This window comes from uncultured Microbulbifer sp., from assembly GCF_947489355.1.
Classification (GTDB): Bacteria; Pseudomonadota; Gammaproteobacteria; order Pseudomonadales; family Cellvibrionaceae; genus Microbulbifer.
In genome coordinates, this window is sequence record NZ_CANLDD010000001.1 from 161,082 (window position 1) to 180,525 (window position 19,444).

The following is a 19,444-nucleotide window of genomic DNA, read 5'->3' on the forward strand; positions in this document are numbered from 1 at the left end:
AGGGGTTACTCACACCTTATGAATCTCCGTTGTTCACAAAACCGAAATATACGACGCATTAGATCAATCAGAGGCAATAACTCCCTTACTGGTTACCCACGAAGGCCACGGAGCATTTATGAGCGATGCAATGAGCCGGACAATTGGCGGTATCGGAACAATGGTGGTCGTACCCGCTGCCGGTGTTATCCATGCTGCTAGTGGTATTGGTGAAGCATCCCTGGATAGTATTCTCCTTTTGGCCATTGTTGGCGGGATTCGCAGTGAGAGTAATTTCAAGCACCAACTTCATGATATTGACCAGCATAATATGCTGGAACCGATTACCAAGGGTGTTTTAAGATTGGTACTCTTTCCGAAATTATTTCTAGTTTCTATGAAGCCAATCACTTGGCTCCGTACTGACAGTCCGGCCGAGTATTTATTGAAGTTTCTGTCAATATTCAAATCGGAACCGGACTTATTTCTGATCTTGCAAAGTTTAAAAAATACACCAGCTGGATTATTCTGAACGACAACAGTAATTTCCAGATATAGCCTAGACCGTACTATCGTAATACGCGCTGCCTGGAAGGACATGATCCAGTAACCGGGAAAAGTGCAGGCATGAAACGAACAGGGCCCGCCAAATTGGCGCCAGGCAATTCTTCTCTCCATTCATGAAAACAATAACACTGCGGAAGGATCCAATAAAAGTGTCATGAAAATGCCGTGTTTATGCAAAGGGTATCGGATTTGGACCAAGTTTCCTGAAATTTAGTGACCTGACTTATTTATTCGTCACTACAGCAATTTTCCTCTTGCGGTCTACAAAGCAGTTGGATAAGTGGAGATCCCATCGAGGATGTGTTTCTCAATAGGAATAAGCGAAAAGCCAGTTGATTAAAAAAGTAAAAACCCGAGTGAAATCTGGCTTACCCGTAATTATTCAGCAGTCTATCAAGAGTGCTCAATGATGCTTTTGTAAAATGCCCATGAAGCAGACCGGAACCGATTGGTTGCGGCTCAACCCGGATATTGGTTTTTTGTCCGGCCTCTGGGTTTCAGTGTAAAGAGCAACCGGCTTCCCTCCCGCTGCCCCACTGGCGGATCCGACACGCCTTGCAACATCTGCAAGCGTCGCCCCACGATCATTGGGTAACCCCAGATACAGGCCAGGCGCGCCTGGCCTTTACGCGATCTACCCTTATCCGTTATACCTGTTGATAAACCTTTAAAATCTACGCCAGCCTTGCAGTAAATTTTCGGCGGGGGCGTTGCCCCGATTATCAAGCTGATTAGCGTAAGTGAGACCCTCCATGCACTCTATAACGGCTTCCTGGGGTATTCCACCACTCTTAATCCATTCCCTCTGTGTTGCATAAGGCCTATTGACACCTGCCCGGTCGAAATGGTCATTTGCATCAGAAAAATTACCGGTACGCAACGCAATGGAAGTATCAATCTTATAAAGGTTTGTATTCAATATCTGTTGCGCGAATGTAGGATCAATTTTTGCAATTAATCCATAACCACCTGTGGATACCCACTGGCTTTCATACTTAGTTTGCAGTCCTGCTTTTGAATGCTTGGCCGCAAATGCGTTGTTCACATGTTCCATGAGTGAAACAGCCCCTAAAGCATCCCAAGGCTGAAAACCAGATATTCGAATCACGGCAGGCTCTCTAGTGTCGAACCGGTAGGCATAGGGCGGTAAATTCTTGCCATTTATTATTCTACCAACGCGCCGCCTAACTCTATTTACTTTTTCGTTTAGAAAATCATACTTAGCCATCTGGCACCTCATATGTTGGAATAATTCGAATCATCATGAAATTTTTAACGACTTAGATTCGAATCTGAAGCGCATTCCTAAAACCCAGTTCAATTCATACACCGGAGTTTGGATAGCGACTCTCAATCAATTAGGCGCGCATTGAAGCAGAAAAATTCCTATGCAGACAGAGTAAAAGATCGGTTTTTAAATCCACTCTGGCACTATTTTTTGATGTGGCATTGGCGTTGGATCATACTTGAACAGGCACAGAATACTAATTAAATTTTATCTGCTAATGGTCTGTCAATTCGTTAAGTCTCTGGGGGGCACGGCACAGGGAAGACCAACACAACCTTTTGGAATCCAGCCAACTTCACCCAGTTGCACTGGCATTCCCGGAATAACCATCAAAATGATTGTGGAATCCCACATTGATAGCCGATTTGATCATTGTTGGCTTTTGTGTGCCGCGCCCTCTGAATGGGTGTGATCGCCGGAGCGTCGATTATGTTATCGGAATCGGCAAAAGCTATTTCGCCACACGACGGAGCGCCTGTTCAGCGGACCGCATGAGCGCTGTCCCCGGCGTGCAGCAAAAGCATGGGGATTTGGGGAGTTGCGCCGCAATTCAGCTGAGTGCACTATTTATTGAACAAAAATCTATTGCCTGAATACCCGAAACAAGATTGTGCGACTGCCCCTGAGCATAATAAGTTTGGTGAAATATTCAGGCTAGGGCCATCACATGTACACACCCAGGAGTTACAGACCGGCTTGGATTAGGGAAACAGACGAAGGCCATCTCTGGTAAAAAACCCGACTGAACAGAAAACTGCAGCTTGAAAAGCCGCAGCCCACGGAATACAGCCGGATTTTATACAGAGCGTCAATTATGCCTGCTCTATGACCTGATCAATACGCCCAAAAACAGATTGACCATTCCTGTCAAACATTTCAATGGCAATGGTATTGCCAAAATCCATAAACGGTGTGCTCGGCGAGCCCTTCTGGATGGTTTCAATCATACGGATCTCGGCGATACAACTGTAGCCGACACCGCCCTCTGCCACCGGTTTACCGGGGCCGCCGTCCAATTTATTGGACACGGTACCGGAACCAATAATGGTGCCCGCACAGAGTGGACGGGTTCTGGCAGCGTGGGCGATCAGCTGACCGAAATGAAAGGTCATATCCATACCGGCATTGGGCTCGCCAAACTTTTCTCCGTTCAGCTGTGAAACCAGCGGCAGATGCAATTTGCCCTCACGCCAGCTATCGCCCAATTGCTCGGGAGTGACACACACCGGCGAGAAGGCGCTGGAGGGTTTGGACTGGTAGAATCCGAACCCCTTGGCCAATTCTGCAGGAATCAAGCCGCGCAGGGAAACGTCGTTCACCAGCATTACCAACTTGATATGTGACAGCGCATCCTCAGCGGACACCCCCATAGGCACATCATCGGTGACCACGGCAATTTCCGCTTCGAAGTCGATACCGAAGCCATTGCTCTGTGGCATCTTCACCGGCTCGCGCGGGGCCAGGAAGGTATCGGAGCCACCCTGGTACATCAGCGGGTCGCTGTAGAAACTCTCCGGCACCTCGGCACCGCGGGCCTTGCGCACCAATTCCACATGGTTTACATAAGCACTGCCATCGGCCCATTGGTAGGCGCGCGGCAGAGGCGAGGCGCACCGGGTCTGATCGAACGCTTCGCCCTGGATTTCACCGCTTTGCAGGCGCTGGTACAGTGTCTCCAGTTCACCGCGCACTACTGCCCAGTTGTCCAGTGCGCTCTGTATGGTCGTAGCGATATCACCGGCTGCCACCATACGGGTAAGATCGTTGCTGACGACAACCAGTTGGCCGTCGCGGCCGGATTTCAGACTGGCTAACTTCACTGTGCCTCCCCTTCAGTTTTTTTCCACAAAATCTTCTTCCCCATGCATCCAGGCGGCATGCCTTGGGGCTTTTTTCGTACGCGACCACTCTTCCAGCATCTCTTCGGCCACCCGCTTCAGCTCCTTGTGCATGCCGGGCTTGGCGGTATTGGCGGCCAGCTCAATACGATGACCGTTGGGGTCGAAGAAATAGATCGACTGAAAAAGCGTGTGATCGGTAGGGCCGAGCACATCCACACCGGCCGTTTCCAGTCGCGCTTTGGTCGCGAGCATGTCTTCCATAGACTCCACTTCGAAGGCGATGTGCTGCACCCACTGGGGGGTGTTTTCATCGCGCCCCATCTCCGGGGAGTTGGGGATTTCGAAGAAGGCGAGCACATTTCCCATACCCGCATCCATAAACACATGCATGTAAGGGTCCGGCTCACCGGTTGAGGGTACCTCGTTTTCGGCAATGGCCAGCTGAAAGTCCATGCCGAGAAGATCGCGATAGAATTCTACGGTCTCCTTGGCGTCCCTGCAGCGATATGCCACGTGGTGAATGCGCTTGATGCCCATTGAAGCCTCCGGGTTTTATTCCTTTTCTTTAATGACGCCGCGCTTAAGCTGGTCGCGCTCAATGGATTCGAACAGGGCCTTGAAATTGCCCTCGCCAAAGCCTTCGTCTTCCTTGCGCTGGATAAACTCGAAGAATACCGGGCCGAGCATATTGGCAGAAAAAATCTGCAGCAGCAGGCGCGGTTGGCCGCCTTCGGTAGTGCCATCGAGCAGGATACCACGGCTCCGGAATGCCTCGGTTGGCTCACCGTGGCCCGGCAGGCGCTCTTCCAGCATTTCGTAGTAGGTGTCCGGCGGCGGAGTCATAAACTCCATGCCCTGCTCTTTCAGGCGATCCCAGCAGGCGATCAGGTCGTCACAGGCAAAGGCGATATGCTGGATGCCCTCGCCATTGTACTTCATTAGAAACTCTTCGATTTGACCACCGCCACCGGCTGCCTCTTCATTCAGCGGTATGCGGATCTTGCCATCCGGCGCGGTCATGGCTTTGGATAGAAGACCAGTGTATTCGCCCTTGATATCGAAGTAACGGATCTCGCGGAAATTAAACAGATCCTCGTAATACTTGGCCCAGTAATCCATGCGACCGCGGTATACGTTATGGGTCAGGTGGTCCAGAGTGTGGAAGCCACAGCCTTCGGGGTGGCGGTCCACGCCTTCTTCCCAGTGGAAGTCGATATCGTAAATGGATTCGCCTTTCTTGTAGCGATCGATCAGATACAGGGTGGCACCACCAATACCTTTGATCGCCGGCAGGTGCAGCTCCATAGGGCCAGTCTGAACATCTACCGGCTGGGCGCCTTTGCGCAGGGCCTCTTCGTAGGCGAACTTGGCATTCTTCACACGGAAGGCCAGGCCACAGGCGGAGGGGCCGTGCTCCTGGGCATAGTAATCAGCGTGGCTTTTAGGCTCGTAGTTGGTGATAAAGTTGATATCCCCCTGGCGCCACAGCTCCACCTCTTTGGAGCGGTGACGGGCGACTTTCTCAAAGCCCATGGCAGTAAAAACAGTCTCGAGAATGCCTTTTTCCGGTGCGGTAAACTCCACAAATTCAAAGCCATCGAGACCCATCGGATTTTCAAACAAGTCGGCCATGCAGTCCTCCGTCTCTTATCATCGCGGCGCCTGAAATCGAGGCTGCGATGGTTGATTTAAAGCGCAAAGAACTTAGTTGCACATGTAACTAATGTCAAGGGGTTCACAAAGCGAGGCCGGCTGGTACCAACCTGGCTTGGGGGGTCATGAATATCGTATCAACAGCGCTTCCCTTGCCACAAAACCAGCAACAGGCAAGTCGGTGTCACACTCAGAGAGAACAGCAGTTAGGGCAGGATAGGGATTCGGGCGCACGCAGGCGTGTTACCAATCTGCAACACGCCCGAAACCATTAGCGCTCCTTGGGGGTACACTTGCCAGCATCGGTACTGCACATGTGGCCCTTATGGAATTTACCCGCCATTTGGTCGCACTGGGATTTGGTGACATCACTGGCACAGGTATTCTCCCCGTGCTGGCAACAGCCCATCTCCGATTTATCCATTCCCATGCCTTCGCCCATCCCCGCCTTCTTCTGCCCGCAGGCAGACAGGGTCAGTACTATCACCGCAGCCAGTATCCCGATTGAAGTTTTGAGTCGCATATCGGCCTCCTTTTGTTAATTCCGCACAGCGGCTGGTATAGAGATATTGCAACATCTGCCACGCATGCTTTGCCCGACCTGCGCAGACAATACTCACCAGCCGCACCAACCCCACACCTGGGTGTGACGCTCACACGCCACCCCACGGATTTACCGGGTCATGCAAAGACTGTAGCTCACAGGGGCAGTAAAACTGTATGACTGGGCGGACATTTTATTGATTTCCTCCGACTTCGCCAGACAAAGGGCAGCCCCCCCCTTTTTGTATCCGCCAGAGCCGGTACAATCGGCCCCCGTTTGCGGGGCAGTGCCCCTCTATTCGATTAAGGATCGCCTATGCTGCTCGCCGCAGTCGCCATCATCGCCGGATTTGTTGTGCTGGTCTGGAGCGCCGATCAGTTTGTAGAAGGTGCCGCAGCTACCGCCAGGCACGCCGGCATGCCCACACTGCTGATCGGCATGGTGGTGGTCGGCTTTGGAACCTCCGCCCCGGAAATGGTGGTCTCGGCCATCGCGGCCCTAAATGGCAGCCCCGGCCTGGCGCTGGGCAACGCCTATGGCTCCAATATCACCAATACCGGCCTGATCCTCGGCCTGAGCGCACTCATTATTCCCCTTACGGTGCACTCAAAGATCGTGCGCAAGGAGCTGCCGCTTTTGCTGGCCATTACCCTGCTGAGCGGTGCTTTTTTGTGGGACGGCAAGCTGGCGCGCTGGGAGGCCATTACCCTGTTGGGCGGTTTCTTTGCTTTGATTGGCTGGAGTATTTTCTCTGCACTGCACGGCAAGGGGGATCGAATGGAGGGGGACTTGGCAGGAGAGTTGGAGACGCACGCCATGCCCTTGGGCCGGGCCCTCTTCTGGGTAGTGACCGGGCTCCTGCTGCTGATCGCCAGTTCCCACATACTGGTGTGGGGGGCGGTGACGATTGCCGAATCCCTGGGGGTCAGCGACCTGATTATCGGCCTCACCATTGTCGCTCTGGGCACTTCACTGCCGGAACTCGCCGCCACAATCGTGGCGGCGCGCAAGGGGGAGCACGACATCGCCATTGGTAATGTAGTCGGCTCAAACATGTTCAACCTGCTGGCCGTGGTGGGCATCGCGGGCACTATCACGCCCATGCCGAGCGTGCCGCCGGAAGTGCTCACAAGGGATTGGCCGATGGTCATCGGCCTGACCATTGCCCTGTTTGTGTTCGCCTACGGTTTCCGCGGCCATGGCCGCATCAACCGCTGGGAGGGTGCCGCACTGCTGCTGGCCTACCTCGGGTATACCGGCTATCTGATTACAACAATTACCAAAGCCGCGCTGTGATTGCACCGTCGGGCGGGCATCCCCTCTGCACCGGGGTCCTGGATTGCAGAATTTGCCCTGCCACCACTGATTGCGGACAGCTATCCCCCACAATATACGCCGCTCCGCGTGGAGCTGTTATCCCTTGTGTCGCTCCTCCAGCCGGGTCAGGTGTGCCTGCAACCGCTCTATTTCTTCGAGCAGTTCGATAGCCAGGGCCGCGCCGGCAAGATTCACGCCAAGATCCTGCTCCAGGGTATAAACCCGGCGAACCCGGCGCACACAAACACCACTGAAACGCCAGGGGGCGCCGGTGCGGCTGGGCTCGATAATCCCCTCCTCCACCAGGGTCATAATGCGCTCCGCCGACATACCGCAGGCACGGCAAAGTTCGCTCAGGCTCATCTCGCTCTCTTCGTCCAACAACACACCCACCACCTGCTCGAACTTTTCGCCACTCACCTTCAGCCCCCTATGGTTTTGCGTGGGTTGAACTCGAACGCCTCGCCAAACCGCCGGTAGACCTCGCGCTGGGCATCGGTACTGGCCGGAGGTGTCACTGTCTGCAGTACGACAACCATGTCTCCAGCCTGCCTGGCCGGGATTCCACGGCCCTTGAGACGTAGCTTTTTACCATTGGCACTGTTGGCGGGAATAGTCATCTTTACTGGCCCATCCGGGGTAGGCACCTGTATCTTGGCCCCAAGTGCGATTTCCCAGGGCGCCAGGGGTAAATCCAGAAACACCGTCTTGCCTTCGGTATGATAGAGCGCATGGGGGTTGAAATTGATTTCCAGATAGAGGTCACCGGGTCCGCCCGAGCCCATACCCGGCTCGCCCTGTCCCGCCAGGCGAATCTGCTGGCCCCCGGTAATGCCCTTGGGAATCTTGACATTGAGAGTACGTTCACGCAGCTGTGGGCGCCCGTTTGCACCAAGCGTCGGGTGCTTTAGGGTGATCTGGCGGGTACCGCCACGGTAACTGTCTTCCAGATCAATCGCGATACGAGCATAAGTGTTCTCCCCCTGGGCGCTGTACTGGTGCCGCTGCCGGCCACCATAGGTCTGGCTGAATCCGCCCCGGCCGAAGAGGCTTTCGAAGAAGTCGCTGAACGCCTCAGGGTCCGCATTGGTGTAACCACCGCCGTGGAATTCGAACCCTTCATCCCAGCCCGGCGGCGGACGGAAATCCTGGCCGGACTGATAGCCGGCGCCAAGCTGGTCGTAAGCGGCGCGCTTCTCCGGGTCCTTGAGCACTTCGTAGGCTTCGTTCACCTCTTTAAAATGCTCTTCGCCATGCTCCTCACTGCTGACATCGGGATGATATTTACGCGCCAGCTTGCGGTAGGCACGCTTGATCTCGGCCTGATCCGCACCCCGTTCAAGACCGAGTATTTTGTAGTAGTCCTTGTATTCCATGGCTTTAATAAAAGCGTATGATCCAGATCTTCGCCACGATGGCAGGGTAAATAGACTGGCGCCAGTACAACGCTACCTCTACAGGGCTATTTGCGGTGAAACACTGCTACACAACCGTAAAGTCCCCGATTGGCGGGAGGGCCCGACAGCCTGAATAGGCCACAGCCGGTTTTGGGTGCATGCCCCTCGGGAAGACGCCGACGCGTGCGGGCATTGGAAATACAGGCAGCGCTCCATAGCAGCGCAGGTCATCAAGCTACCAATCAAATGGATTATGGAGGGCCGCTCTGACTGCAAGGTGATGCATTAATCACCAAAGCCTCCAGAAACAACCGCAGCGCCGGGTGCTCTGCAGCACTTTTTTTGTAAGTGACCGCATTCAGGATGCGGTAGTGGAAGTGCTCCGCCAGCAGGGGGATCAGTTTGCCAGCCTCCACATAGCGCCGCGCCAAATATTCCGGCAGAAATCCGATGTAACAGCCGGAGAGGATCATCGCCAGCCGTGCGGCCATATGGTTAGCGGTGGAGCGATTGGGGAAGAGACGGTATAAGTGAGCAGCCCCGGAGAACACGGCGTGGCTGGGGGCGGCCAGTGTCTGCTGAGTGAGCAACTCTTCACTTAACCGGTCGGTATTGGCACAGGGGTGGTTGGCGCCGCAATAGAGGACGGATTGGTGATGAAAGAGGGGCTGGTATTCCAGCCCGGGACGGCGTGAGTGCAGGGGGTTGATGCCCACGTCAGCGCGATTGGCGAGAATCTCCAACTCCAGCTCCTGGGGGGCGGCCAGCTGCAGCTCCAATTGTAACTGGGGAGCGCGGTTTCGCAGGCGACCGATGGTACCGGGCAGGTCCAGCCGCGGGATTTCCAGTAGGTCATCCGGCATCACCAGGCGCAGGGTACCGGTCAACTGGGACTGAATGGCGTTTACCTGGCTTTTGAAAGCAGCCAGGTGGCCGTCCAGTTCCAGAATGGCCCGGTAGAGGCCCTCACCTTCCGGCGTCAACTTGAAATCGGCCCGGCCGCGGGAGCGCAGGCACAACTGCATCCCCAGGCGTGCTTCCAGATCGGAGAGATGTACGCTGATGGTGGAGCGGCCGATGTTCAGGGCCACCTCCGCCGGGGCCAGACCACCGGCACGCACTACCTCGCGAAAAACCCGCAACAGGCGCAGATCCATATCGCTAAGGCGTCCGCTCAGGGCGTTTTTGGTCTTGCGCATTTGACGGATTTTCCCTGTTGTTGCAGTCTTTTTGGCGTAGATTGTCTGCACTTTTCAGTCTGTGCGAAAAGCAATTGATGTATAAGATGGGTTAAAATTTGATAAATCTAAATTTTAGTTGCAAAAATATTACTATTTTCTGCGTTTCACTGCCGCCAGAATCGGCGCAACACGTTCACTAATCACCGTTTACCGGGAGTTTTCTCGTGAAGCTGGCAAATCCAGACCTGTTGAAATTTCAGAACTATATCGATGGAGCCTGGCGGGCTGCTGAGCGCACTATGGCGGTGTGTGATCCTGCCAGCGGCGAGCTGCTGGGCAATGTGGCCGATGGCACGGCAGCGGATGCAGAGGCTGCCGTGGCCGCTGCCACGGCAGCCTTGCCGGAGTGGCGCCGCCGCACTGCGGGTGAGCGCGCTGCCACCCTCAAACGGTGGTACCAGCTGATTGTGGAAAACAGCGAGGATCTGGCACGTATTCTTACCCTGGAGCAAGGCAAGCCCCTGGCGGAAGCCCAGGGCGAGATCCTCTATGGTGCCTCGTTTATCGAGTGGTTCGCCGAGGAGTGCCGCCGGGCCTATGGACAAACCATTCCCACCCACAACCCGGCCATGCGCTTGAGCACTATCCGTCAGCCAGTGGGAGTAGTCTCCTGCATCACCCCATGGAACTTCCCCAACGCCATGATTACCCGCAAGGCGGCACCGGCGCTGGCCGCCGGGTGTACCGTGGTGATCAAGCCCGCCCAGGAAACCCCGCTGTCTGCGCTGGCACTGTGTCAGTTGGCGGATGAGGCAGGTCTGCCAAAGGGAACCCTCAATGTGGTGACTGGTAGCGATGCAGCGGGCATCGGCAGGGTGCTGACCCAGGACCCACGCGTGGCAAAATTCACGTTTACCGGTTCCACCCCCGTGGGCAAACTGCTGATGGCCCAGTGTGCCAGCACCGTAAAGAAAATGTCTATGGAGCTCGGCGGCAATGCGCCGTTTATCGTATTTGACGATGCGGATATGGACACGGCGGTAAAAGCCTGTATGGCCACCAAGTTTCGCAATGCGGGCCAGGTATGTGTGGCCACCAACCGCATCTATGTGCATCAAGCCGTACATGATGAGTTTGTTGAGAAGCTGCGCAGTGAAGTGGCCGCACTGAAGATCGGCCACGGTACCGAAGCGGGGGTCAATATGGGCCCGATGATCTTCCGCCGCGCGGTGGAGCGGGTACAGAACCTGGTGCAGGATGCGGTAGCCTCCGGTGCAAGAATAGAACTCGGTGGCGAACAGCTGCCAAATGGTGAGAATTATTTTGCGCCCACCTTGCTTACCGGTGTGACCGACGCAATGCGTATCGCCACAGAGGAGAATTTCGGCCCGGTCGCGGCAGTGCAAAAATTTACCGACGAAGCCGATGTAATCCGCCGCGCAAACGCTACACCCTATGGCCTCGCCGCCTACGTGATGAGTGAGAACATCCGGCGCGCGAATCGCGTGGTGGAAGCGTTGGAATACGGCATGGTCGCCTGCAATACCGGCGTTTTCTCCACCACTGTGGCACCGTTCGGCGGCAATAAGGAATCAGGCATTGGCCGCGAGGGCGGTGTCGAGGGCATGGCCGAGTTTTATGAGACCAAGTACTGCTGCTTCGGCGCCTGAAACCGGCTTTGAACGACATCGCCTTGTGCTTGTCCATACCGGTGAAAAGCGCCTGAATCAAGAACCGGGAGCCCGTAGCCCCCGCACCGATACACATTGAAATTTCAGGGAATCTGCGGAGATATTGTCTATGTCTGAATTGCAAACCAACGCGTTCTGGATGCCTTTTACACCCAATCGCGCCTTTAAGTCCGCCCCGCGGATTGTGGAGCGCGCAGAGGGCATTTACCTCACTGAAAAGGGTGGGCGCCAGATTATCGACGCCACTGCGGGCCTCTGGTGCAGCAACGCCGGTCACGGCCGCACGGAGATCGCCGATGCGATCTACAAACAGGCGAAAACCCTTGACTACAGTTCCATCTTTAACTTCGGCCACGAATTGGGTTTCGAATACGCCAACCGCCTGGTGCAACATACACCCGATGGCCTTAACCGCGTGTTCTTCGGCAACTCCGGTTCCGAGGCGGTGGAGACCGCACTGAAAATTGCCCTGCAATACCAGCGCGCGCGCGGCAAGGGCACCCGCACCATGTTTATCGGCCGTGAGAAAGGCTACCACGGGGTGAATTTTGGCGGTATTTCCGTGGGCGGTATTGCCCCGAATTACCAGAGCTTTGGCCAGCCAGTCAAAGCCAACCACCTGCGCCACACACTGGATATCAAGCGCAATGCGTTTAGCCGGGGTCTGCCGGAGCACGGCGTGGAACTGGCGGAAGACCTGGAGCGCCTGGTGAATTTCCACGGTGCGGACCAGATCGCCGCGGTCATTGTAGAGCCCTTTGCCGGAGCCGGCGGTGTGGTGTTACCACCAAAAGGCTACCTGCAGCGCCTGCGCGCGATCTGCGACAAGCACGACCTGTTGCTGATTTTCGACGAAGTGATTTCGGGCTGGGGCCGCACCGGCTCCGCGTTCGGTGCCATCGAGTTTGGTGTCACCCCGGATATGATCACTTCGGCCAAGGGTATTACCAATGCAGCGGTGCCCCTAAGTGCGGTATTCGTGCAAGAGGGGATACACAACACCATCATGGATGCCGCTGCGGAAGGTATGGTCGAATTCTTCCACGGCTACACTTACTCTGCACACCCGGTGGCCTGTGCCGCGGGTATGGCGACTTTGGATATCTACGAGCGAGAGGGTCTGCTCACCCGCGCATCCGGCGAGATCGCCCAGTACTGGGAAGACGCCCTGCACAGCCTGGCAGACGGGCACACTGTGATTGATGTGCGCAATTACGGCCTGGTGGGTGCGATTGAGCTGCGCGCACCGGAAAAGCTCAGTGGTAAATTCGGTGCCAAAGTCTCCGGCATGGCCTGGGAGGCGGGCGTGATGGCTCGCGGTATCGGCGACGCCCTGTGTATGTCGCCACCGCTGATTATCGAAAAACACCAGATCGACGCAGTTGTTGACAAGCTGCGCAGCGTGATCAACACGCTTACCTGATGCTCAAAAGCCGGACGTTTTGCCCAGCCTCCGGGCTGGGCAAACTCCGCTCTTATTCACCGAGTGATCAAACCGGTTGTGGAAAACCTATCCGCGCCGCTCTTGAGACACTGACAAAAATTCAGGAATTGTCCACAATTTAACAACCTCCGCGAAGCGGCAAAAGCGCTGACTTGCATCCTAAAACCCAATTCGCCAGTTGCAGCTACACTGGAAATAGCGGCCCGCGGCGCGATCCCGGTCTTTGCAGAGTCGACTGTCGGGTCGCGCTCGTGGGCCGCCTCCTTCCACTTCCCCACTTTTTCGTTATCTGTCTGGGAAAATTTCCCAAAAAACTGGTTATTTATACCCGGCAACACTTAAACTGAAGAAAAGACGTCATCTGGGTATTACTTTATGTCCACTGATCCTTCTTCTTTTCCTGCGAGTCGAATTTTACCGGCACTTTCTGCCAATTGGTGGCTGCTACTGCTACGGGGAATCGTCGCGGTTATTTTTGGTTTACTCACATTTATCTGGCCGGGCCTTACCCTGCTCACCTTGGTTTTGCTATTCGGCATTTACGCCCTGTTGGATGGTATTTTTTCCCTGGTTGCAGCCGTTCTAGGGCGGCACAAATCCTCGCCCTTATGGTGGCTGATTGTATCCGGGCTAATCAGTCTGGCTGCCGGAATCTTTACTTTCCTTTATCCACAGGTTACCGCCCTGGTGCTGGTGATTTTTATTGGTGCCTGGGCGCTGGTGCGGGGCATTTTTGAAATTGTCGGGGCGATTCGCCTGCGCAAGGAGATTGACAACGAGTGGCTGCTGATTGCAATCGGCATACTCTCGGTCATTTTCGGTATTGCCATACTGGTAAGCCCCGGTGCCGGAGCCCTTGCATTGGTATGGGTGATCGGAGCCTACGCGATCATTTTCGGTCTGCCCATGATCTGGCTGGCATTTCGCCTGCGCAAGCACCAGAAGGGTGCGTTGGTATCTTCGGGAGACTGACTATTCTCTCCGCGATCAACCTGGGGGCTTATGACTTAATCGGCTATCGTCCGAGAATACCGGGCAGCTTCGCAAAGTTGCCCTTAGCCCATGGCATGGTTAGTAGCGATCAGCGGCGCACCCCTTGTGTTATTCGCCAGGTAGGCATATGTTCCTCCTGGCCGAGACTCTCTGCGACCTGCTGGTAAGGCAGGAGGAAAGAATATGCCTCTCTCAGGGTTGTATGAGGTATAAATAGCGATTGCGAGCGCACAGGAGTGTATTCACAGTGCGTCCTGGGAGGGGGATATTCTTTCCTTCCGACCCGGCAGTAAAACTATCTATATGGTATTACGCGGGCAACCTCAATTTGCCTGTTGCCACTTTCGGGAAACTGGAGGACTTATTAATAAAAACACCAGAACTCACTGACTCATTGATCGAATAAAGGCATTGGCCTGGCGGTGTATGCCCTGCCGTTCTTTTTTTGGTTTTTTATCTAACATGTTGAGTGCCATGGCCATTCTGGGATTACCTTTAAAATAGTCATACTTTTCCATCAGGAAATTCCAGTAAAGATAATTAAATGGACAGGCTCCTTCACCCGTTTTTTTATTGACATTATACTTGCAATCCCCGCAGTAGTTACTCATTTTGTTAATATAGGCTCCGCTACTGACGTAGGGTTTAGTGGCGATCATTCCGCCATCGGCAAATTGACTCATCCCCCGTGTATTTGGCATTTCCACCCACTGCACCGCATCAATATAGATTCCCAAATACCAGGCATCAATCTGATCCGGATGTGTCTGTATGAGAAGTGCAAAGTTCCCCGTTATCATCAAACGCTGGATATGATGTGCATAGCTGTGCTCCAAGCTGTTTTTGATTGTGTGGTACAGGCAGTTCATTTCAGTATCCGCCGTCCAATACCATTTCGGTAGTCGGTTTCTGTTTTGCAATACATTGCAGTGCGAGTATCCGGGCATCTCTCGCCAATAAATACCACGCATATATTCCCGCCATCCCAATATCTGCCGGATAAACCCCTCAACCTGGCTGATAGAAATAGTCCGTTGGCTTTTCCGCCATCGATGGATTGCGGCATCTATCACCTCCCGTGGACTCAGCAGCTTACAGTTGAGGGAAAAGCTGAGCCGGCTGTGGAACAGGCAGGTTTCCTCTGGGTCCATGGCATCCTGAAAGTCACCGAAGTGTGGCAACAGGTGTTTGCAAAAGTGTTGCAGCATTTTCAAGCTGTCTTTTCGGTCTCCCGGCCATGAAAAACCCTCTGGATTTATATCGCCTATGGTTTTTACGCCCGCTTGTCGGATACGGGCTAGGGTATGACCAACCTCCTTGCGAAACCGGCATTGTCCGGGCACCACCAAGTCGCCCTTCCACTTGTTGCGGTTGCTCTGGTCGTAATTCCATTTACCGCCTTCCGGTTTGTCTTGTTGAGACATCAGGATATCGTGCTTTTTGCGCATATGACGATAGAAATTTTCCATGAGCAGAGTTTTTTTACCACGGAAAAAATTCGACAACGCCTCTCTGCTGGTAAAGAAGTGCTCCGTGTCGTAGGCACAGCACTCTATTTCCAGTTCCCGGGTGAGTATTTTCAATTGTTTGTCCAGGCGATACTCATCCGGGAGCTGGTATTCAAACTTCTGAATAGCAAAACGTTTTATCAGTTGCTTGATATTTGCCGCAAGGTTTTGCTGGTTTTCCCTATTATCCAGGCGGTAGTAAATAACCTGCTTCCCATGGGATTCCAACCAATTGGCAAACTGGCCCATGGCCTCAAAAAAGGCCACTATTTTTTGGATATGATGGACTGTATAATCCGTTTCCTGACGCATTTCGGCGATAAAGTAGAGTACCTCGTCACTGTTTTCACGGTACCAGGAGTGCTTGTGATTTAGTTGATCGCCGAGAATCAGTCGCAGGGTTTTCACAAAGGGCATCCTTTCGGCTATGGCGCCGATTCTTTCCTCAGCCGTTATAGCCCGGGCCGGCCATAGACCACTTTCATCGCAAAAAAATACAGTGCCAAAACACACCGCCCATGGGATTGCGTGGCTAGCCCCCCGGTCCTCTCCAGGTGGTTGGTGGGAACCCAGGGGCGGAGAGCGGCCTGATTCGTTCAGTAGTAGCAGATTCCGTGACTGGACACCACGGATGGCTGCCAATGCCGCTGCCAGATGTACTCCATCATCCAGTGAGATGGGTGCCGACGTGTGGCTTTGCTCTGTGTGGACTAAACAAGGTGTTCTGGTTTCTATATAGCAGAAACACTATTTCCACTTTCCGGCCTCCCCCAGACGCAGGCGTGAAGTATCGACTACATCCCAGCACCAAAACGCTCTCCAGCCAGTGAAAATGGCCCGTGACGGTCCATTATTACCATGATGAGTGGGCAACGTTATCCCGACTCTGGCCACTGTGGACACTGCTACCGATAGGTCCTGTAGTCGGTATCGTACACACAACCCTATCCGGGCCGGATTGTGTTAGGTACGCCGACACCATTACAGGATGGGTCGATAGTCCTTGAAAGCGCTCACGAAGCGCATCGCACAGACTCGGCATTTCAACGTATAATCCCGCTCGATAATGAACCTACCCGCTAGCCATCGGGTAGAATCCCCTTTTGGCAGCTTATTGGTTTTACGAAGCTACCCACCTTCTCCATGGGTGGGGTCGATCACCGCATTCCTGGTTCCTCAATGTCGCCGTTATTCATTAACAGGGCAACAGGGCCTACTGCATGAATATTAGCAATCAAAAATAAACAAAAAATATCCAGAACGGAGAGGAAAATATGATCCACAAGAGCAAACTGGCGGCACCTGGGCTTGCCGTCACCCTGATTTGCGGTGCCATCCTGGCCGCCTGCAGCCAGGTTTCCGGCACACCAAAATCCGTCCCCGATGCAGCTGCAACAATCCCAACCAGAGCCGCAATACCGGGACTTTCTGAAAAGTATGCCAAATTGCGCAAGCGGCAGGTGGCCCAGGTGGACTACCAGCTCAGTGCCAATTTAGACAGGAATAGCGATAGCTTTTCCGGCACCGTCACTGCCGATACGACATTCCAGCATACCCTGCAACAACCACTGACTATCGATTTCGCCGGGGGCACGGTAGAATCTGTCGCCGTGGACGGACGGGATATTCCCGTCGAATACAACGACCACTTTATCACGATTGCCGCACAACACCTCCCCAATCTACAGCATGCTATCACGGTGCACTTCCAGCACCCCTACTCCAAAAACGGCTCCGGGCTCCATCGCTTTGAAGATCCCAAAGATGGTAAAGTCTATATGTATACGGACTTCGAGCCCTACGATGCCAACCGCCTGTTCCCGCATTTCGACCAGCCAAATCTAAAAGCGCATTATACCCTGGATGTTATTGCCCCCAAAGACTGGATAGTGATTAGTGCTGAGCGAGAAAGCCGTGTAGAAAAAAAGGGGGAGCTGCGTCACTGGTTCTTCCCACAAAGCCAGAAGTTTTCATCCTATATTTTCTCCCTTCACGCCGGCCCTTATCATATCTGGGAAGATGAGGCCGACGGCATTCCCCTGCGGCTGATGGCTCGCCAAAGCCTGGCACAGTATGTCAAGCCCGACGACTGGTTCACCTTCACCAAACAGTCTTTTGCGTTTTTTCAGCCCTATTTTGAAATTGACTATCCTTTCAAAAAATATGACCAAATCCTGGTACCTGATTTCAATGCCGGTGCCATGGAAAATGTGGGGTCAGTGACTTTTAACGATAGTTACGTTTCCCGTGGTGAAAAAACTCAAGCACAGAGAATGCGTCTTGCCAATGTGATTGCCCATGAGATGGCCCATCAGTGGTTTGGTGATCTGGTGACCATGAACTGGTGGGATGATCTGTGGTTGAACGAAAGTTTCGCCACCTATATGGCCAATCTGTCCCTGGCCGAAAATAGTGAATTTACCAATACCTGGGAGAATTTTTATCTGGGCACCAAACAGTGGGCCTATAACGCAGACCAGCGCCCCACTACCCATGCCATTCAATTGCCGGTCAAAAATACCGATGAGGCTTTCGCTAATTTTGATGGAATTACTTACGGCAAAGGCGGCTCCATACTCAAACAGCTTCCCTACTACCTGGGCAAGGAGGCGTTTCGAAAGGGGGTCAGCAACTACCTGAAAGCACTGTCCTACCGCAACTCGACCCTGGATGACTTTATGGGCCACCTGGGTGTGGCCGCCGGGATGGATTTGGACCAGTGGCAACAACAATGGCTCTACAAAGCCGGCCTGAACACGATTGAGGCCAGCTTTCAGTGTCAAAAGGATCAAATTACCGGCCTGACCCTGAAACAGACTGCACCCAAGGAGTATCCAACCCTGCGGACACAACGCACACAACTCGGCTTCTACCGCATGGAAAGCGAAAGTATGAAACAGGTGGCAACCCTGCCTGTGCTATACAGTGGCGCTATAACCAAGGTAAAGGAGGCCGTAGGCCTTCCCTGCCCCGAGATTCTCTATCCCAACGAAGGAGACTGGGCGTTTGCCAAGGTTAATCTGGATCCGGTGTCCGTCGAGAATATGTCAAAACACATTAACGATATCGAACCGCCCTTTATCCGCTTGATGTTGTGGCAAAGTCTGTTTGACAGTACTTATGATGCAAAACTGCCCCTGGACAAATATATCAGTTTTCTTCTCAGCAACGGCGCCGCTGAGCAGGACATCAATGCGGTTCGCTTGAATGCCCGCAACCTGGGCTTTGCCTATGGTTACCTGAATCAAATCCCTATCGAAAATGTGCGCCGGGATGAGCTGCAGCTGGCCATCGAAAACTTCGTCTGGACACAGTTGCAGCAGTCTCCTGCAGGTAGTGACAGACAGAAAACCTGGTTCAGGGCCTTTACCGATGTAGCCCACTCCACCCGTGCCCTCTCCCACGCCAGACAGATGTTGTTAGGCGAGCTGACTGTTGGTGGTCTGAAATTGGACCCGGATATGCGCTGGGACCTGATCACTCTGCAAAATCGGTATTTATATTCCGACTACGAACAAGCTATTGAGCGCGAGTTACAAGCGGATAACTCTGATCGCGCAAAACTCAATGCCATCGCTGCTGAAGCCGTACGCCCTCTGCCGGAAAGTAAACAAAAGTGGCTGGACAACCTGAGTATGCATCGCGATAAATTCAAACTGAGTGAACTCCGGGAGGCCGCCTACTCAATGTTTCCTTCCGAACAAATCGGGCTTTTTAATACCAACAGCGAGCGTATTTTTGCAACCCTGAGTCAAATCAACGCCGAGGATTCTCCGGAGTTAATCAGCACCTATGCGAGTATCTTTCCGTTGATGTGCAACCAAAAGGATGCACAGAAAATCAAAGACACACTGGCAGAAAAACAGCAACTCAAACCGATGCTGGTGAAAGCGCTTAAAAATCATCTTTACTCAAGCGGTCGCTGCATTGCCATGGGGGAGGTATTGGCACAAAACAGCATCCAGATCAAAAAATAGACTGCCGGGCTAGTGGTACCCGGAAAGACCCCACCACCGGCCGCAGGCCGGTGGTGGGGCCGCT

At 53.7% G+C, this 19,444-nt stretch carries 15 protein-coding genes; 6 read left to right on the forward strand and 9 right to left on the reverse strand.

Going from position 1 to position 19,444, the window contains the following annotated elements:
- Nucleotides 1–88: 88 nt before the first annotated feature.
- Nucleotides 89–511 (forward strand): thiamine pyrophosphate-binding protein, encoded by a 423-nt coding sequence (locus tag Q1A48_RS00730; RefSeq protein ID WP_299940388.1) that lies wholly within the window; start codon nt 89–91, stop codon nt 509–511.
- A gap of 702 nt (nt 512–1,213) precedes the next feature.
- Here the strand turns inward: Q1A48_RS00730 and Q1A48_RS00735 are convergent.
- The 5 genes from Q1A48_RS00735 to Q1A48_RS00755 all read right to left on the reverse strand — a co-directional run bounded on the left by Q1A48_RS00735 (nt 1,214) and on the right by Q1A48_RS00755 (nt 5,851).
- On the reverse strand, nt 1,214–1,774 hold the full coding sequence (locus Q1A48_RS00735; RefSeq protein WP_299939823.1) for a hypothetical protein: 561 nt from the start codon (nt 1,772–1,774) through the stop codon (nt 1,214–1,216).
- A gap of 872 nt (nt 1,775–2,646) precedes the next feature.
- Nucleotides 2,647–3,654: a fumarylacetoacetate hydrolase family protein gene (locus Q1A48_RS00740; RefSeq protein ID WP_299939826.1), complete on the reverse strand. Its 1,008-nt coding sequence runs from the start codon at nt 3,652–3,654 to the stop codon at nt 2,647–2,649.
- Nucleotides 3,655–3,666: 12 nt separating this feature from the next.
- Nucleotides 3,667–4,212 carry a VOC family protein gene (locus tag Q1A48_RS00745; protein WP_299939828.1) on the reverse strand — a complete coding sequence of 182 codons (546 nt, stop codon included), beginning with the start codon at nt 4,210–4,212 and terminating at the stop codon, nt 3,667–3,669.
- A 15-nt stretch (nt 4,213–4,227) separates the two neighbouring features.
- Nucleotides 4,228–5,307, reverse strand: coding sequence for a 4-hydroxyphenylpyruvate dioxygenase (gene hppD, locus Q1A48_RS00750; protein ID WP_299939831.1), 1,080 nt, complete (start codon nt 5,305–5,307; stop codon nt 4,228–4,230).
- A gap of 292 nt (nt 5,308–5,599) precedes the next feature.
- Nucleotides 5,600–5,851 (reverse strand): hypothetical protein, encoded by a 252-nt coding sequence (locus Q1A48_RS00755; protein ID WP_299939834.1) that lies wholly within the window; start codon nt 5,849–5,851, stop codon nt 5,600–5,602.
- 336 nt (nt 5,852–6,187) lie between these two features.
- Here Q1A48_RS00755 and Q1A48_RS00760 point away from each other — a divergent pair, with 336 nt between their 5' ends.
- A complete protein-coding gene (locus Q1A48_RS00760) occupies nt 6,188–7,168 on the forward strand; it encodes a calcium/sodium antiporter (protein ID WP_299939837.1) in 981 nt (326 codons plus the stop codon).
- 117 nt (nt 7,169–7,285) lie between these two features.
- Here Q1A48_RS00760 and Q1A48_RS00765 read toward each other — a convergent pair whose 3' ends face one another.
- From Q1A48_RS00765 to Q1A48_RS00775, 3 genes are all read right to left on the reverse strand, one after another.
- Nucleotides 7,286–7,609 carry a chaperone modulator CbpM gene (locus Q1A48_RS00765; protein WP_299939840.1) on the reverse strand — a complete coding sequence of 108 codons (324 nt, stop codon included), beginning with the start codon at nt 7,607–7,609 and terminating at the stop codon, nt 7,286–7,288.
- Between the two features lie 2 nt (nt 7,610–7,611).
- Nucleotides 7,612–8,565, reverse strand: a complete 954-nt coding sequence (locus Q1A48_RS00770) for a DnaJ C-terminal domain-containing protein (RefSeq protein ID WP_299939842.1) — start codon at nt 8,563–8,565, stop codon at nt 7,612–7,614.
- Nucleotides 8,566–8,837: 272 nt separating this feature from the next.
- On the reverse strand, nt 8,838–9,785 hold the full coding sequence (locus tag Q1A48_RS00775) for a LysR family transcriptional regulator (RefSeq protein WP_299939845.1): 948 nt from the start codon (nt 9,783–9,785) through the stop codon (nt 8,838–8,840).
- A gap of 206 nt (nt 9,786–9,991) precedes the next feature.
- Here Q1A48_RS00775 and Q1A48_RS00780 point away from each other — a divergent pair, with 206 nt between their 5' ends.
- From Q1A48_RS00780 to Q1A48_RS00790, 3 genes are all read left to right on the forward strand, one after another.
- A complete protein-coding gene (locus tag Q1A48_RS00780) occupies nt 9,992–11,437 on the forward strand; it encodes an NAD-dependent succinate-semialdehyde dehydrogenase (protein WP_299939848.1) in 1,446 nt (481 codons plus the stop codon).
- Nucleotides 11,438–11,567: 130 nt separating this feature from the next.
- Entirely contained in the window at nt 11,568–12,881 is a 1,314-nt protein-coding gene (locus Q1A48_RS00785; protein WP_299939851.1) for an aminotransferase class III-fold pyridoxal phosphate-dependent enzyme, read from the forward strand.
- Between the two features lie 396 nt (nt 12,882–13,277).
- Nucleotides 13,278–13,874: an HdeD family acid-resistance protein gene (locus Q1A48_RS00790; protein WP_299939854.1), complete on the forward strand. Its 597-nt coding sequence runs from the start codon at nt 13,278–13,280 to the stop codon at nt 13,872–13,874.
- A gap of 404 nt (nt 13,875–14,278) precedes the next feature.
- On the opposite strand, the gene Q1A48_RS00795 is transcribed toward Q1A48_RS00790, so the two are convergent.
- On the reverse strand, nt 14,279–15,811 hold the full coding sequence (locus tag Q1A48_RS00795) for a cryptochrome/photolyase family protein (RefSeq protein WP_299939857.1): 1,533 nt from the start codon (nt 15,809–15,811) through the stop codon (nt 14,279–14,281).
- Nucleotides 15,812–16,677: 866 nt separating this feature from the next.
- On the opposite strand from Q1A48_RS00795, the gene pepN reads away from it, so the two are divergent.
- Nucleotides 16,678–19,380, forward strand: a complete 2,703-nt coding sequence (gene pepN / locus Q1A48_RS00800; protein ID WP_299939860.1) for an aminopeptidase N — start codon at nt 16,678–16,680, stop codon at nt 19,378–19,380.
- Nucleotides 19,381–19,444: the final 64 nt, after the last annotated feature.